This is a genomic window from Bradyrhizobium sp. P5_C12 (assembly GCF_054049735.1).
The window spans coordinates 1-15,754 of record NZ_JBFULU010000001.1 but is presented as its reverse complement, the minus strand read 5'-3'; the positions used below and the strand labels follow the sequence as shown (position 1 = coordinate 15,754).

Below are 15,754 nucleotides of genomic sequence, written 5' to 3'. Positions count from 1 at the left end.
CGGCCCTCAGGCGAGATGGCACGCCACGAAGTGCCCGCCGGCGCCTTCCCTCAGCTCCGGCGCGCTCTCCGAGCAGCGCGGCTCCGCAATCGGGCAGCGGGTGTGGAAGTGGCAGCCCTTCGGCGGGTTCATCGGGCTCGGCACGTCGCCCTTGAGACGGATGCGGTTGCGCTTGAGCTTGGGATCCGGCACCGGCACGGCCGAGAGCAGCGCCTTGGTGTAGGGATGCTGCGGGTGGCGGTAGAGGTCGCTGGCCTTGGCAAGCTCGACGATGCGGCCGAGATACATCACCGCGACACGGTCGGAAATATGCTCGACCACCGAGAGGTCGTGCGCAACGAAGAGATAGGTGAGGTTCAGCTCGGCCTGGAGGTCTTCCAGCAGGTTGATGACCTGCGCCTGGATCGAGACGTCGAGCGCGGACACCGGCTCGTCGCAGACGATCAGCTTCGGCTCGACCGCGAGCGCTCGCGCGATCACGATGCGCTGGCGCTGGCCGCCGGAGAATTCGTGCGGATAGCGGCGCATGTGCTCGGCCTTGAGCCCGACCTTCACGAGCAGGCTCGCGATGCGATCCTCACGCTCCTTGGTTGATGAGCCGAGCTTGTGGATGATGAGCGCCTCGCCGAGGATGGCGCCGACCGTCATGCGCGGGTTGAGTGAGGCGAACGGATCCTGGAACACGAGCTGCATGTTTCGCCGCATCGCGCGCAGGTCGTTGCCATCGAGCTTGCGCACGTCCTGGCCGTCGAACACGACTTCGCCTTCGGTCGGCTCGATCAGGCGCAGCACGCAGCGGCCCGTCGTCGACTTGCCGCAGCCGGATTCGCCGACCAGGCCGAGCGTCTCGCCGCGATTGACCGAGAACGACACGCCGTCGACCGCATAGACGCTGCCGACCTGGCGCGACAACAGGCCGCCCAGCACCGGAAAGTGCTTCTTCAGGCCGGAGACGCGCAGCAAGGGTTCGCTCATGCCGCGTCTCCCAGATGACAGGCCATGCGATGGCCGGGGGCGATCTCGCGCAGCAGCGGCTCCTTCTCGGTGCAGACGTTCATGGCAAACTTGCAGCGCGGCGCAAAGCGGCAGCCGACCGGCGGGTTGATCAGGATCGGCACCGAGCCGCCGATCGCCTCCAGCCGAACCTTGTGCTCGGCGTCGAGGTCGATGCGCGGAATCGAGCGGATCAGGCCTTGGGTATAGGGATGACCGGGATGGCCGAAGAGATCGTCGACGAGCGCCTCCTCCACCACCTTGCCGGCATACATCACGACGACGCGCTGCGCGGTTTCGGCGACGACGCCCATGGCATGGGTGATCAACATCACCGCCATGCCGAAGCGCTCCTTCATGTCCTGCAAGAGGTCGAGGATCTGCGCCTGGATGGTGACGTCGAGCGCCGTGGTCGGCTCGTCGGCGATGATCAGCTTCGGCTTGCAGGCGAGCGCCATCGCGATCATCACGCGCTGGCGCATGCCGCCGGAGAACTGGTGCGGATAATTGTGCACGCGGCCCTCGGCATTGGGGATCTGCACCAGCTTCAGCATCTCGATGGTGCGATCGAGTGCCTGCTTCCTGGTCACGGCCTCGTGGCGGCGCAGGCTCTCGGCGATCTGCTCGCCGACGGTGAGCACGGGGTTGAGCGAGGTCATCGGCTCCTGGAAGATGAAGCCGATTTCCTTGGCCCTGATCTCGTCGAGCTGGTTGCTCGTCAGCGGCACCAGATCGCGGCCCTCGAAGATGATCTCGCCCGCCGCGATGCGGCCCGGCGGCATCGCGATCAGCTTGAGGATCGACATCGCGGTGACGGTCTTGCCGCAACCGGACTCGCCGACGACGCAGAGCGTCTCGCCCCTGTTGATGGAAATGTCGACGCCGTCGACGGCCTGCAAGATGCCGTCGTCGGTGGAGAAGTGGGTTTTCAGGCCCTTGATCTGGAGCAGCGGCGCCATCAGATCACCCGTCGCGCATCGAGCGCGTCACGCAGGCCGTCGCCGATGAAGTTGATGGCGACCACCGCGATGAAGATCGCGCCGCCCGGGAACAGCGCCCAGTGCGGGCCGATGTCGAGGAAGTCCTTGGCGTCGTACAACAGCCGCCCCCAGGTCGGGGTATCCGGCGGAAAGCCGAGACCCAGGAAGGACAGCGTCGATTCCGCGATGATGGCGGCGGCGACGTCGATGGTGCCGGCGATGATCACCGGGCCGAGCGCGTTGGGCAGGATGTGGCGCACCACCTGCCGCACCGGGCTGGCACCGAGCGCACGGGCGGCCTCGACGAACTCCTTTTCGCGGATCGACAGGAACTGCGCGCGCACGAGGCGGGCGACCGGCATCCAGCGCAGTCCGCCGATCACGAGCACGATCAGGATGAAGATGCCGCCTTCGGGGCCGAACGCGGCTTTCAGCCCGTCGCGGAAGAGATAGATGAGCAGCAGCAGCAGCGGCAATTGCGGCAGCGACAAGAACAGGTCGGTGAGCCACATCAGCCCGTGCCCGAGCGCGCCGCGCGACATGCCGGCAAGCGCTCCGATCAGCGTGCCGACGAACACCGACACCAGCATCGCGGCGAGGCCCACCGCGAGCGAGATGCGCCCGCCATAGATCATGCGCGCGAGGATGTCCTGGCCGAGATCGTCAGTGCCGAAGGGATGGGCGAGCGACGGCCCCTGCATGCCCGCCACGATATCGATTTCGTCGATCTTGACCCGCCAGACGAAGGGGCCAAGCACCACCGCCAGGACCAGGATGAGGAGCAGGAACGCACTGACCACGGCAAGCTTGTGGCGGCTATAGCGCCGCCACGTCTCGCGCCAGGGCGAGTAGACCCGCCGCTCAGCGGAGGGAGATGCGAGGGTCAAGCCAGCCATAAAGGACGTCCGCGATGAGATTGAACAGGACTACAAGGCACGCGAAGACGAAGGTGACGGCCATCACCACCGGCGTGTCGTTGGAAAGGATGGAGGAGATCAGCAGCGAGCCGATGCCGGGGATGCGGAAGATCTGCTCGGTGACGATGGCGCCGCCGAACACCGCCGGCATCTGAAGCGCGATCAGCGTGACGACCGGGATCATCGCATTGCGCATCACGTGCTTGACGATGACCTTGGCCTGGCCGAGGCCCTTGGCGCGCGCCGTGGTGACGTAGTCGAGCCGGATCACGTCCAGCATCGCCGAGCGCACGAAGCGCGTCATCGACGCCGCCTGGAACAGGCCCAGCACCGCCACCGGCATGATCGCCTGCCGGATCATCTCCAGCACCCAGCGGATGCCGGTGGCCTTGATGTCGCTGGAATAGACGAAGGGCAGCCAGTCCAGCGTGACCGAAAAGATCAGGATGAACAGGATGCCGGTGAAGAAGGTCGGCAGCGAGAAGCCGACGAAGGCCAGCACGTTGGCGATCTGGTCAAACAGTGAATACGGCTTGGTCGCCGCGTAGACCCCGACCGGAATCGCGATCAGGAGCGCCAGGATCTGCGCCGAGCCGATCACATAGAGCGTCGCCGGCAGGCGCTGGAGGATGAGCGCATCGACGTCCATCCGGCTGACGAAGGAAAACCCCCAATCGCCATGCGCCATGGCGGAGAGCCAGTGCAGGTAGCGCAGATAGATCGGATCGTCGAGGCCGAACTTCGCCCGAAGCGAGGCAGCGACTTCGGGCGGTACGTTCGGATTGGTCGCCAGTTCCGAAAAGGGATCGCCGGGGGCGAGCGCCAGCACGACGAACAGCACGAGCGAAATGCCGAGCAGGCTCGGAATGGCGATCAGCAGGCGACGCAGGACATATTGACTCATAGGGAAAGACCCCGCCTAGGCCTGCGCGATCATGCCTCCCGGTACCAATCGAACAGGTTGTCGGTCTCGTTCGCCCAACCGCTGACCACGCAAACCAGGTTGTTGGCGGCCGCCTCCACCTTGAGGCGATGCTGCACCGGGATGAACACGGTGTCGCCGATCAGGATATCGTTGGCCTTGATGTAGAGCGCCGCGCGCTTGACCGGGTCCATCTCGCCTTCCGCGGCCAGGATCGTGGCGTCATACTCCGGGTTGACGTAGCGCGGGAAATTCTGGCCCTGCCACTTGTTCTCCTTGGTCGCCACGTTCGCCGACATATAGCGCCGCATGTGCTGGGACGGATCCGGCTGGCTCATCGGGATCTGGAACATCTCCATGTCGGCATAGAACTTCGGGTAGATGTCGGGATTACCGGCGTCGGAGGAGAAGAACACCGAGGCGACGACCGATTTCAGCTCGACGTCGATGCCCGCCTTCTGGCAGGCCTGCTTGACGATGGCCTGGGTCTTCTGGCGCGGACCATTGATCGAGGTCTGGTACAGAAGCTTCAGCTTCTTGCCGTCCTTCTCGCGGATGCCGTCCGCACCCGGCTTCCAGCCGGCGTCATCCAGCATCTTCGACGCCTTCTCGATGCTGAATTCCCAGCTCGTGTTCTTGGAGACGAACTTCTCGGGACCGTTGAGGAAGTTCGCCGTGGTGCGGCCTGCGCGGCCGTAGATCACCTTCTTCACCGCTTCACGATCGACCAGCAGCGCCAGCGCCTTGCGCACCGCGGGATCGGAGAACAGCGGGTGCTTCGTCTTCATCGAGGAGCGCTCGCCATCGACCTCGGTGTTCGGGTCGGTGAAATTCAGCGCAATAAACTCGGTGTCTCCGCCCACGGCGTAGATGGCCTTGCCCTTGCCGCCCTTCTCCAGGCGCAACAGCACGTCGTCTTCCACCTGGATGTTGTAGCCGAAATCGTATTCGCCGGTCTGGATCACCGCGCGCGCCGCCGAGACGGCATCGCCGCCGCCCTTCATTTCGAGCGTGTCGAAATACGGGCGGTTCGGCATGTGATAGTCGGGGTTGAGTTCACCGCGGACGAGATCGCCTGGCTTGAACTCGAGGAATTTGTACGGGCCGGTGCCGACAGGCGAGAGATTGTTCGGCGCCTCACGGGACTTCGCGCCCTTGTAATCCGCGAACAGATGTTTGGGGATCATGGAGTTCGGAGCCCCGACGAAAGCATCGGCCCAGAACGGCGTCGGCTTGTTGAAGAGGATGCGGACGGTGAGGTCATCCACCTTCTCGACGACGATGTCGCGATAGGTCGCAATAGTGACCGCCGAGGTCGCCGGATCCTTGGCGTATTCCCAGTTGAACACGACGTCGTCGGCGGTGAACGGCTTGCCGTCGTGCCATTTGACGCCGGGCTTGAGCTTCCAGGTCACCGACTTGCCGTCGGCGGCGAGGCCGCCGTTCTGGATCGATGGGATTTCGGCGGCCAGAACCAGCTTCATGTTGCCGTCCGGATCCCAGCAGGCCAGCGGCTCGTAGAACAGGCGCGAACCGTCCTGGTCCTTGGTGCCGGTGGCGAAATGCGGATTGAGCAGGGTCGGCCCCTGCCACCACAACAGCTTCAGCGCACCGCCGCCGCCGCGCTTGGTCGGCTTGTAGGTCGAAACGCCTTCCGCCATGGCGACGCCACCAAGCGCGAGGATCTGGTTGGCCAGCGGTGCGGTGAGGCCGACAGCGGCGAGACGCTGGATGAAGGCACGGCGATCCATCCGTCCGTCCTTCACTTGGCCGATCATCGAACGCAGTTCTTTATCCAGCATGGTTGTCCCCCGTCTGGTTCCCGTAAGGATGCAGGCGGCCGCGAGGTGCGGCCGCCGGGTTTGGCTGGCCGTAGATGGCACACCGAATAGGGTGCCCGTCAACTGCGACCGTGTGTATGCAAACGGTGTTCTGGCTGTCCGTTGGGCAAAACCGTGTTCCGCAGCCCAAGGGTTCGGCAATCCGGCGACAAAAGGCGCCGGATTCCGCGTTGCACTGCGGAAAATTTGTTCGCCGGATCAGACGAAAGTATCGAGACGGAATTCTACGCCACGGACATGTCGAGCGGCGGCGCGACATGGTCCGGCAGCGGGCACACATAAGGTGTCTTGGCCGTCCGCTTCGTGAGGTCCGCCTTCGCGGCCTCGATCAGCTCCGGTTCCGTCAGCGCCTTGATACCGATTCCGGCCATCGCCTTGGCCGCCTGCACCATGGCCTTGTGGGCGTGCGCGCTCTTGCCCTGCGCCACCACCTGCCAGGTGTGGAAGGGCGTGCCGATTGCAACCGTGGGTGCGTGAACCTGCACGGTCGGCACCACCCAGCTCACATCGCCGACGTCGGTCGAGCCGACCAGCGGATTGCGCTTGGAGTCGAGCGGCACCAGGAAGTCGGCCAGCGGCCGATCGGTCGGCTCCATGCCGATCGCGTAATAGACCGACGCGATATCCTTGTCGCTCAGCGTCGCGCGGATCTGGGTCGCGAAGCCCTTGTCCGCGTCGTCGAAATGCGGCGGTCCAAGCTCTTCCATGACCCGGTGCAGCGCCTGCTCCAGCGGCGTGTTCGGCAGGATGTTGGAGACCGCGGAGATGATCTTCATCTCCATCTTGGTCTCGGTCATCAGGGCTGCGCCCTGCGCGATCTTGTTCACACGCCCGACCAGTTCGTTCATGCCGGGAAGATCGCGGGCACGGATCGAGTAGCGCACCCGGGCATGGGCCTGCACCACGTTGGGGGCGATGCCGCCGGTATCGAGCAGCGCGTAGTGGACGCGCGCGTCGCTCGGCATGTGCTCGCGCATGTAGTTCACGCCGACATTCATCAACTCCACCGCGTCGAGCGCGGAGCGGCCGAGATGCGGCGAAGCTGCCGCATGCGAGGTGCGGCCGGTGAAGATGAAATCGGCGCGGGTGTTCGCAAGCGACGGCGTCACCGCGACTTCCCAGAAGCTGTGCGGATGCCAGGTGATGGCGATATCGGCGTCTTCGAACGCGCCGGAGCGCACCATGAAGGCCTTTGCCGCGCCGCCTTCTTCAGCCGGGCAGCCATAATAGCGCACGCGGCCCGGCACCTTGTTCGCGGCGAGCCAGTCCTTCACCGCGGTCGCCGCGAGCAGTGCGGCGGAGCCGAGCAGATTGTGACCGCAGCCATGGCCGTGGCCGCCGGCTTCGATCGGACGGGGCTCCGCGACGCCCGCCTCCTGGCTGAGCCCAGGCAGAGCGTCATATTCGCCCATGAAGGCGATGACCGGTCCGCCCTCGCCCCACTCGCCCGTCACCGCCGTCGGGATGCCCGCGACGTTCTCGGTGATGCGGAAACCCTGATGGCGCAGCTCGGCAAGATGCTCGGCGGCGGACCGCGCCTCGGTGTAGCACACCTCGGGCATGCCCCAGACCTTGTCGCTGAGGTCGATGAAACGCGCCTTGATCGTATCGACGCCACGCCAGATGTCGCTGCGGTTGTCCATGCTTCGGTCCGTGATCCCTTGGTCAAAACGAAGCGGCAATGGTTAGCAGCTTCATTGCACCCCGCCTAGCACCTCGCCGGACAGCAGCCATGCGGCCGATGCCGGGTCGAGGCGTCCGCCTGCCGGTTGTGCACGAACCGTTCCTTTCAAAGAATTCACACGGCGTTCTCTGGAATAGTTGGAGAACGAGGCTTTCAAGACGGCCGCCTCCGGCCTAAATTATCCGTGTTTCGTGCATCCTCCGCAGCATCGGCGGAACCATGCTCCCAGCCAGGAGAACTCCATGCCCGCTCTGACCGAATGGAGAGTGCCGCCGGCCAATCAGCCGCGCGCCAGCGACTACGGTTTCGATCTCGACCGCGCGCTCGCGTCCGTCGTCGGCCTGCACGCCATCATCCCGCCGGACGCCTTCAGCGCCGAGACTTTGGGCACCGAGCGCGCCGGCAACGGCGTCGTGATCGACGACGGGCTCGTGCTCACCATCGGCTATCTCATCACCGAAGCGGAGTCGGTGTGGCTGCATCTCGGCGATGGGCGCGTGGTGGAAGGACATGTGCTCGGCTTCGATGCCGTGACCGGCTTCGGCCTGGTGCAGGCGCTCGGCCGGCTCGAGATCGAACCATTGCCACTCGGCTCGTCCGCCGCCACCCGGCTCGGCGACCGCGTCGTGGTCGGCGGCGCCGGCGGACGGACGCGCTCGGTCGCGAGCCAGATCGTGGCCAAGCAGGAATTCGCCGGCTACTGGGAATATCTGCTCGACGAGGCCGTCTTCACCTATCCCGCCCATCCCAATTGGGGCGGCACGGCGCTGCTCAACGAGCGCGGCGAGTTGATCGGCATCGGCTCGCTCCAGCTCGAGCGTGAGCGCGACGGCAAGGCCGAGCACGTCAACATGATCGTGCCGATCGACCTGTTGAACCCGATCCTCGACGATCTTCGCAAGTTCGGCCGCGTCAACAAGCCGGCTCGCCCCTGGCTCGGGCTCTACTCCACCGAGATCGACAACCGCGTGGTGGTGATCGGGATCTCCGCCAACGGTCCCGCCGCCCGCGCCGAGCTCAAGACCGGCGATGTCATCCTCGCGGTGGCCGGCGACAAGGTCACGAGCCAGACGGCATTCTACAAGAAGATGTGGGCGCTCGGCGCCGCCGGCGTCGACGTGCCGCTCACCGTGCATCATGAGGGCGTCACCTTCGACGTGACGGTGACGTCGACCGACCGCTTCAAGCTTTTGAAGGCGCCGAAGCTGCACTGATCCCAAGGCTTAAGGAAGCGGCGATGACCGAGGCCGTGGTGGACGACATCGTGGCCGTGCTGCCGCCGCTGCTCAAGGCGCTGGAAGCGCTCGGCTTCTTCCAGCGAAACCTGCACCCGCCGGCCTTTGGCTCCGTGATGAACGCGATCGGCGCGCCCGACGAGGCGCTGCAAGCTGCACGCGCGGCGATCGGCGAGTGGCCGGAGCAGTTTGCCGGGCTGCGCAGCCAGCTGGACGGAGCCTGCAACGAGACGCTCGCCGCCTTCGCCGGTATCCGCGACGTCGAGCGCGGCAATGGCGATCTGGTTGCGGTCTTCCGCGCACTGCGCCACGTGCCGCGCGCGCTGGAGGCGCTTTATCCGCTTGCCGTGCAGTTTCCGCCCGTGAGCAGCTTCTTTCTCAACGCGGCGAAGCGCGATGATGAGAACCTGCTGGCGCGGCTGGCGGCCGGCGCAAGCGAGCACACCGGCATCTTCCACGATCACAACGAGCCCGGCAGCCGCGGCGGCTTCTCGGTCTACGTGCCCGAATATTACACGCCCGACCGGACCTGGCCGCTGGTGATGGCGCTGCATGGCGGCAGCGGCAACGGCCGCGGCTTCCTGTGGAGCTGGCTGCGCGATGCCCGCAGTCTTGGCGCTATCCTGGTGGCGCCGACCGCGACCGGCCAGACCTGGGCACTGATGGGCGATGACACCGACACGCCCAATTTCATGCGCATCCTCGAGACCATGCGGAGCCGCTGGAGCATCGACGGCTCGCGCATGCTGCTGACCGGCATGAGCGACGGCGGCACCTTCTGTTATGTCAGCGGGCTTGACGGCAGCTCGCCGTTCACGCATCTCGCGCCGGTGTCCGCGACTTTCCATTCGCTGATGGCGGAAATGGCCGACGCAACGCGCATGCAGGGCCTGCCGATCTTCATCACCCACGGCAAGCTCGACTGGATGTTTCCGGTGCAGACCGCGCGGCAAACGCAGGCGGCGCTATCGACCGCCGGCGCCGACGTCACCTATCGCGAGATCGATGATCTCAGCCACACCTATCCGCGCGAGATCAACGCGGAGCTGTTGGCGTGGCTGAACGGATAATGAACGACCTCTCCTTAGATGCGCCGCATGGCCGCGGAACCTTCACTCCGGGCCGACGTTATCGCCCGTCACCGGAGGTTAGCTATGCGGACGTTTTTCGGAATGATTTTGGGCGCGCTACTGCTTGCTGGCGGCGTCTATATCCATGATTCGATGCAGACGTCGTCGGTCGCCAATGGCGAGGTCGCGACCACCAATCGCACCATCGTGAACTGGGATGTCGCGAAGGCCGATTGGGACGCGTTGCGCGACCGCGCGCACAAGGACTGGGTCCGGATCTCGTCGAAGTAGCACGCCGTATCATGAACAAGGCGCCGTCGCGATCCGCGGCGGCGCCTTTGTATTGGCGACGATCAACGTTACGCGCGTCAGTTCATCTTGGCCTTGCGGGCGTCGGCGATGACCTGCTCGAACTCGGCCATGCTCAGCACGCCCGGCACGCGGTACTTGCCGACGATGAACGACGGGGTCCCGCGGAAGCCGAAGGCTTCGGCCTGGTCGTTGTTGCGCTTGAGGACGGCGTCGATGTCCTTGGCGCGATCGGTGAGGTCGCGCTTCAGGCGATCCATGTCGACACCGGCCGCCGCGAGCAGCTCGTTGATGCGCGGCTCGGTCAGCCGCGAGCTGACGCCCATCATGGCGTCATGGGCCTGGTGGTACTTGTCCTGAAATTTCGCGGCGAGCGCGATCCGCGCCGCCGTGACCGACACCGGCCCGAGGATCGGCCAGTCCTTCATGACCAGCCGCACCTTGCCGTCGTCCTGGACGACCTGGCGCAGCTCGGGCTCGAGCTTGCGGCAATAGGGACAATTGTAGTCCGACCATTCGATGATGCTGATATTGCCGTCGGGATTGCCGGCGACAGGAACGTCCGGATCGCGCAGCACCTTGGCTTCAGTCAGCACCTCATCATCGTCGGCGGCCGCGCGCGCCAGGCTGATACTGCCCACTGCGAGGGCGCCCGCCCCGATCAGCGTCAACGCCGTACGGCGCGTCGGCGCGAGGCCCTTCCTCCTGAATCCAGTCATATCTTGTCCCGTTTCGGTCCCATCGCCGCAAATACGGATCGGGACCGCGAATTGTTACGGATCATATAGAGTGTCGCGGCCACAATGTCATCGCACCAGCAGCGTGATCGCCAGCGGGACCAGGAACGAGGTCACCAGAGCGTTCAGGCTCATGGCGATGCCGGAGAAGACGCCGGCGATCTCGTCGACCTGGAAGGCGCGTGCGGTGCCGATGCCATGCGCGGCAAGACCCGCGGCAAAGCCGCGGGCACGGAAATCGGTGATACCGGTGCGGTTCATCAGCGGCGTCACGATGATCGCACCCATGATGCCGGTAAGAATGACCGCGACCGCCGTCAGCGAGGGATCGGCATGCAGGGATTCGCTGATACCCATGGCGACACCCGCCGTGACCGATTTCGGCGCCAGCGACAGCACCACCTCGCGCGGCAGGCCGGCGAATTCCGCCAGCAGCACCACCGACACCACCGCCGCGACCGAGCCCGCGGCCAGCGCCACCAGCATCGGCACGATGGAGGCGACCACGCGCGTGCGGTTCTCGTAGAGCGGCACGGCGAGCGCGACGGTGGCGGGACCCAGCAGGAAGTGCACGAACTGCGCGCCGGCGAAATAGGTGGTGTAGGAGGTGCCGGTCGCGAGCAGGAACGCACCGATGATCCACATCGCATGCAGCACGGGATTGGCGAGCGGATGGCGCCGCGTCGCCAGCGACACCGCATCCGTGGTCGCATAGACCAATAGCGTCACGGTCAGCCAGAGCAGCGGCGATTGCGAAAGATAGACCCAGAGCGAGAACGGATTGTCCTTCATCGCACGTCCTGTTGCCGCAGCAGGCGGCTGACGAGGCGAAAGGTCAAGACGGTCGCGAGCAGCGTGATCGCGACCGAGAGCGCGAGCACCAGCATGATGGCGATGCCGTGGGATTCGAGCAGGTCGAGCTTCTGCACGACGCCGACGCCGGCCGGCACGAACAGCAGCGAGAGATGCGCGAGCAGGCCCTTGCTTGCGGTCTCCACCCCGCCATCGCGCAGCGGCCCGCGCACCAGGATCGCGAAGCGGTCGCGGGCGAGCAGCAGGATCAGGAGCAGCAGCAGGCCGAGCACAGGCCCCGGCAGCGGCAGGCCGAGGCCGCGCACGACGGCTTCGCCGATCAATTGACAGAGCAGGATGAGACCGAGACTCGCAAGCATGACGGTCGCATCAAGGGATGCGTCGGCAGGCTTGTCAATCGCCGCGCTGGGTGTGGGCCGCGCGTGGCATCTGCGGAGCCGCGGCGCGAGGCAACATCGCCATCAGCGTGCCGGTCATGGTGGCGATCGGCGTGGTCTTGCCATCGTGCTCGGCAAAGGCCCTGGCCTCGCAGAAGGTCAGCGTGCGGCCGGGCTTGACGACTTCGGCCTTGAACACGAAACGCTCGCCGCGGGCGGGTGCGAGCAGCGTGGTCTTGAACTCGACGGTGAGGATGTCGGCTTCACGCGGCATCAGCGTGAAGGCCGCCACGCCGCAGGCATTGTCGAGCCCTGCGGTGATGATGCCGGCATGGACAAAGCCGTTCTGCTGCGTGAAGGCCGGCGAATGCAGCATTGCCAGCTCGACCTCTCCCGGCGCAAGGCGGACGATCACGATGCCGAGCGTGTGCATCGCCGGCTGGCCGTCGAACATGGCGATGGCCGCTGCGCGATAGCCCGGGTTTTTCGGCTCGAACGCGGCCATGGCTCAGGCCTCGGCCGGTTCGGCGAGCTGCTTCATGGCAGCCTCGCGGATCGCGTCCGCGAACGGCGCCGATTTGCGCAAGCCGCGGTCCATATGCACGCCGGTGATCTCGCAGAACGCGGCAATCTCGCCGGTCTCGGCATTGATCATATCGTGCCGGAAGCGGATCGACTTTTCGCGCAGCTCCAGAAGTTGGCTGCGGATTTCGACGATGTCCCCGGCGAGCAGCTCGCGCCTGTAGGTGATGTTCTGCTGCACCGCAGCCATGCCGCGGCCGGATGAGCGCAGATAGCTCGGCGTCAGCCCGAGCCGGGCGAACAGATTCCAGTTGGCCTCGTCGAACTTGCCGACATACCACATGATGTTCATGTGACCGACGTGATCGCACTGCCACGGATAGACCGTGCCGCGATAGGTCGCCTCCTGCGCCATCGCAATTTCTCCCTGCCCGTTTTCGCCCTTTGATTGTTGATACGGTAGCGTATCAGCCTCCTTCCGCGTTAGCAATACGGCACCGTATCAAGAACCGGTGAGGCTTCCTTCATGAGCGACGGCAAGGGCGATGTCTGGGTCGAGGCGGGGTTTACCGAGCTCGCCCGCTCGGGGGTCGAGGGGGTGCGGGTCGAGGTGCTCGCCAAGAATTTGGGCGTCACCAAAGGCGGCTTCTACCGCCGTTTCGCCGACCGCGCCGCGCTGCTCGACGCCATGCTGGAACGCTGGCGCGAGGGGCGCACGGCGGCCATCGCGCAGCAGACCAGCCTCGACGGACAAGCCCCGCGCGAGCGGCTGAGGGCGGTGATCCAGCTCTATTCCGAGCGGCTAAATCCCGAGGGCATGGCGATCGAGCTTGCGATCCGGCAGTGGGCCCGCGCGGACGAGAGCGCGGCGGCGGCGGTCGCGAGCGTCGATGCGGCACGCCTCAAGCATGTCGCCGAACTCTATCGCGCCACCGGGCTGGCGGCGGAGGAGGCGGACGCGCAGGCGTTCCTGTTCTACTGCTTCATCTTCGGCCAGAGCCTCTTGTTCGTCGAACGCGGGGCGCGCAAGCGGTCGCAGCTCGTGGCGAAATCGGCCGAGAAGCTATTGGATTAAAGCAGGAGGCCGGAGCCTGGCTCCGGCCTCCGCATCGTCTCGAAGCCTCAGGCGGCGCCCTTCAGCTTCTTGTTGCATTCGCTGTAATAGCCGCCGCCCTTCTCGATCCACTTCATGCCGCCATTGCCGTTGGTGGCCTTGTTGGCGTTGTACTGGTCGACGCAAGTGTGCAGGCGCGCCTTGCCGGCGGTCTCCTTGGCATATTTCGGGTCCACCGCATTCGGGTAGATCGCGGGTCCGGCCGGCAGGGTCGGGGCTGGCGCGGCAGCGGGGGCCACCTCCTTCTTGGCCTGCTTCTCGGCGGGAGCGGCCGGCGCAGCCGCGGCTGGCGCAGCGGCGGGCATTGCGTCCGCACCGCACTGGGCCTTGCGGAAATCATTCCACTTCATGGTGCCGAGCGAGCCATCCTTCTTGGCCGCCTGATATTTTGCGCTGCACTCCTGCGAGGTCAGCGCCTGTGCCGGCGCGCTCGCCACCAACGCGGCAAATCCCGACACCGCAACCGCACACAACAATTTTGATTGAATGGTCATCCTGAGGTCTCCTCCTTGGTCTTCCCCGACGGAAGCGAAACGAGGATTGCTATCCTAGCGTGCTCGCGGCTTCCGACAAGGAAGCGATGGCATTCGCGGCCAAAATATAGTGATCCCGTCGTTTGGATTTATTCATGTCGCGTTCAGCAACGCGGGCCGACTTTTGCTCTCTTCGCAATTCCCGCAAGAGAAGAGTGCAACACCATGACCTTCGCCTCCCGTCTCGCCGTCGTCGCCCTCGCCTCGCTGCTCGCCACCGGCACCGCTTTCGCCCAGACCGCGGCACCGGCAGCCAAGACCGATACCAAGACCACAACCGCCGCCCCCGTGGACAAGAAGGCCCCGAAGGAGCATTCGGCCGAGTCGCTCGAATGCTCCAAGCAGGCCGATGCCAAGGGCCTGCACGGCAAGGAGCGCAAGAAATTCCGCTCCGAATGCATCAAGACCGCCAAGGCCGGCACCGCCGCCCCGGCTGCCGCGGACAAGAAGTAAGTCCGTCACATCCTCTCGGCTTCGGCGAGACGCGCGCGCATTGCGGCATGACGAGCCTGCAATTGTGCTGATCTCGCCGATTTGCAATAAGGTGGCGTGAAGCAAATCACCGCCTCCCTGCCGTTCGAATGGCCAAGCCGTGCCAAGGTTTTGAGCACGGTGGAGACCCTTGTTATCGGCACCGCCGGTGGACTCCTGTTTCTCGTCGCGGGCCTCCCCGGCGGCCTGATCTCGGGCTCCATGATCGCAGTCGGCATCGCCGCGATTGCCGGGCGCCAGCTCATGCTGCCGCCGCTCCTGACCCAGACCGTGCTCGTGCTGCTCGGCATATCGCTCGGCTCCGTCGTCTCGCGCCATTTGATCCAGCAGGTCAGTGCCTATCCCCTGACCATCGGGCTATTGGCGCTCGCAACCTTCTGCTCGACCTTCGGCTCGAGCTATTACCTCCAGCGCATCCATGGCTGGGACCGCACCTCGGCGTTCCTCGCCGGCAGTCCCGGCGCGCTGTCGCAGATCACGATCCTGGCGGTCGAACGCGGCGCCGATCTGCCGGGGATCGCGGTGGTGCAGACCCTGCGCGTCATCATCCTCACCGCGGCGCTGCCGATGGTGCTGGCGATCGCAGGCGTCGCGCCCTCCGCCGCGCCGTCACTGACGACGGTGATCGCCTCGCCGCTCGAGCTCGTCGCGCTGGTTGCCGCCTCGCTGGCGCTGGCGCTGCTGTTGCGGCTGATCAAGTTTCCGGCGAGCTGGATGTTCGGTGCGATGATCGGCTCCAGCGTGCTGCATGGCGCGGGCTGGGTCGAGGGCGGCCTGCCGAACTGGGTGCGCGGCGTGGCGCTGGTCGGCATCGGCGCGCTGATCGGCAGCCGTTTCGCGCGGATGCGGATCAAGACGCTCGCCGGCCATATCAACGCGGCGCTGGGCTCGTTTGCGGTGGCAATCGCCGTCTCCGGCATCTTCGTCGCGATCGTGGCGCTCACGACGCAAGTGAAATTCTCCGACGTCGTCGTCGCCTTCGCGCCAGGCGCGATGGACGCGATGCTGGCGCTGGCCCTGACGCTGCACATCGACCCGATCTTCGTCGGCGCCCATCATTTGTCGCGCTTCGTGTTCGTGACGATCGCGACCCCGGGCATCGTGCATTTGTTCGGCCGCACCCAGGACGACGTGGACGATTAGGTCTTCTCCCTCGCCCCGCTTGCGGGGAGAGGGTCGGGGTGAGGGGCTGCATCCACAATCGCGGTAATGGAC

Annotated in this window: 18 protein-coding genes; 6 read left to right on the top strand and 12 right to left on the bottom strand. The window is 65.5% G+C overall.

Annotated elements, in window-relative coordinates; translation table 11 throughout:
- Positions 1–6 precede the first annotated feature (6 nt).
- The 6 genes from ACXJMY_RS00090 to ACXJMY_RS00065 form a co-directional block, all read right to left on the bottom strand.
- On the bottom strand, positions 7–975 hold the full coding sequence (locus ACXJMY_RS00090; protein ID WP_456617286.1) for an ABC transporter ATP-binding protein: 969 nt from the start codon (positions 973–975) through the stop codon (positions 7–9).
- Positions 972–1,952, bottom strand: a complete 981-nt coding sequence (locus ACXJMY_RS00085) for an ABC transporter ATP-binding protein (RefSeq protein WP_456617285.1) — start codon at positions 1,950–1,952, stop codon at positions 972–974. Before ACXJMY_RS00085 ends, ACXJMY_RS00090 begins: the two co-directional genes overlap by 4 nt.
- Entirely contained in the window at positions 1,952–2,869 is a 918-nt protein-coding gene (locus tag ACXJMY_RS00080; protein ID WP_456617284.1) for an ABC transporter permease, read from the bottom strand. The genes ACXJMY_RS00085 and ACXJMY_RS00080 overlap by 1 nt, the downstream gene beginning before the upstream one ends.
- Complete coding sequence (locus ACXJMY_RS00075; protein WP_456617283.1) at positions 2,835–3,794, bottom strand: ABC transporter permease; 960 nt, start codon at positions 3,792–3,794, stop codon at positions 2,835–2,837. Before ACXJMY_RS00075 ends, ACXJMY_RS00080 begins: the two co-directional genes overlap by 35 nt.
- 29 nt (positions 3,795–3,823) lie before the next feature.
- On the bottom strand, positions 3,824–5,614 hold the full coding sequence (locus ACXJMY_RS00070) for a peptide ABC transporter substrate-binding protein (protein WP_456617282.1): 1,791 nt from the start codon (positions 5,612–5,614) through the stop codon (positions 3,824–3,826).
- 263 nt (positions 5,615–5,877) lie between these two features.
- Entirely contained in the window at positions 5,878–7,296 is a 1,419-nt protein-coding gene (locus ACXJMY_RS00065) for a M20 family metallopeptidase (RefSeq protein WP_456617281.1), read from the bottom strand.
- A gap of 283 nt (positions 7,297–7,579) precedes the next feature.
- Here ACXJMY_RS00065 and ACXJMY_RS00060 point away from each other — a divergent pair, with 283 nt between their 5' ends.
- The 3 genes from ACXJMY_RS00060 to ACXJMY_RS00050 all read left to right on the top strand — a co-directional run bounded on the left by ACXJMY_RS00060 (position 7,580) and on the right by ACXJMY_RS00050 (position 9,933).
- Positions 7,580–8,551, top strand: coding sequence for a S1C family serine protease (locus tag ACXJMY_RS00060; protein WP_456617280.1), 972 nt, complete (start codon positions 7,580–7,582; stop codon positions 8,549–8,551).
- Positions 8,552–8,574: 23 nt separating this feature from the next.
- Positions 8,575–9,642 (top strand): carboxylesterase family protein, encoded by a 1,068-nt coding sequence (locus tag ACXJMY_RS00055; protein WP_456617279.1) that lies wholly within the window; start codon positions 8,575–8,577, stop codon positions 9,640–9,642.
- Between the two features lie 84 nt (positions 9,643–9,726).
- Positions 9,727–9,933: a hypothetical protein gene (locus ACXJMY_RS00050; RefSeq protein ID WP_456617278.1), complete on the top strand. Its 207-nt coding sequence runs from the start codon at positions 9,727–9,729 to the stop codon at positions 9,931–9,933.
- A 77-nt stretch (positions 9,934–10,010) separates the two neighbouring features.
- On the opposite strand, the gene ACXJMY_RS00045 is transcribed toward ACXJMY_RS00050, so the two are convergent.
- The 5 genes from ACXJMY_RS00045 to ACXJMY_RS00025 all read right to left on the bottom strand — a co-directional run bounded on the left by ACXJMY_RS00045 (position 10,011) and on the right by ACXJMY_RS00025 (position 12,815).
- Positions 10,011–10,670, bottom strand: coding sequence for a DsbA family protein (locus tag ACXJMY_RS00045; protein ID WP_456617277.1), 660 nt, complete (start codon positions 10,668–10,670; stop codon positions 10,011–10,013).
- A gap of 87 nt (positions 10,671–10,757) precedes the next feature.
- Complete coding sequence (locus ACXJMY_RS00040; protein ID WP_456617276.1) at positions 10,758–11,480, bottom strand: LrgB family protein; 723 nt, start codon at positions 11,478–11,480, stop codon at positions 10,758–10,760.
- Entirely contained in the window at positions 11,477–11,860 is a 384-nt protein-coding gene (locus tag ACXJMY_RS00035; protein ID WP_456617275.1) for a CidA/LrgA family protein, read from the bottom strand. The genes ACXJMY_RS00040 and ACXJMY_RS00035 overlap by 4 nt, the downstream gene beginning before the upstream one ends.
- A 34-nt stretch (positions 11,861–11,894) precedes the next feature.
- Positions 11,895–12,383 (bottom strand): PaaI family thioesterase, encoded by a 489-nt coding sequence (locus ACXJMY_RS00030; protein ID WP_456617274.1) that lies wholly within the window; start codon positions 12,381–12,383, stop codon positions 11,895–11,897.
- Between the two features lie 3 nt (positions 12,384–12,386).
- The gene (locus tag ACXJMY_RS00025; protein WP_456617273.1) at positions 12,387–12,815 is read right to left on the bottom strand and encodes an acyl-CoA thioesterase; all 429 of its coding nucleotides are present in this window, start codon (positions 12,813–12,815) and stop codon (positions 12,387–12,389) included.
- 111 nt (positions 12,816–12,926) lie between these two features.
- Here ACXJMY_RS00025 and ACXJMY_RS00020 point away from each other — a divergent pair, with 111 nt between their 5' ends.
- A complete protein-coding gene (locus tag ACXJMY_RS00020) occupies positions 12,927–13,475 on the top strand; it encodes a TetR/AcrR family transcriptional regulator (RefSeq protein WP_456617272.1) in 549 nt (182 codons plus the stop codon).
- A 47-nt stretch (positions 13,476–13,522) separates the two neighbouring features.
- On the opposite strand, the gene ACXJMY_RS00015 is transcribed toward ACXJMY_RS00020, so the two are convergent.
- Entirely contained in the window at positions 13,523–14,008 is a 486-nt protein-coding gene (locus tag ACXJMY_RS00015) for a hypothetical protein (RefSeq protein ID WP_456617271.1), read from the bottom strand.
- Between the two features lie 204 nt (positions 14,009–14,212).
- Here ACXJMY_RS00015 and ACXJMY_RS00010 point away from each other — a divergent pair, with 204 nt between their 5' ends.
- On the top strand, positions 14,213–14,500 hold the full coding sequence (locus ACXJMY_RS00010) for a PsiF family protein (protein ID WP_456617270.1): 288 nt from the start codon (positions 14,213–14,215) through the stop codon (positions 14,498–14,500).
- A 96-nt stretch (positions 14,501–14,596) separates the two neighbouring features.
- Positions 14,597–15,682: an AbrB family transcriptional regulator gene (locus ACXJMY_RS00005; RefSeq protein ID WP_456617269.1), complete on the top strand. Its 1,086-nt coding sequence runs from the start codon at positions 14,597–14,599 to the stop codon at positions 15,680–15,682.
- Positions 15,683–15,754 lie beyond the last annotated feature (72 nt).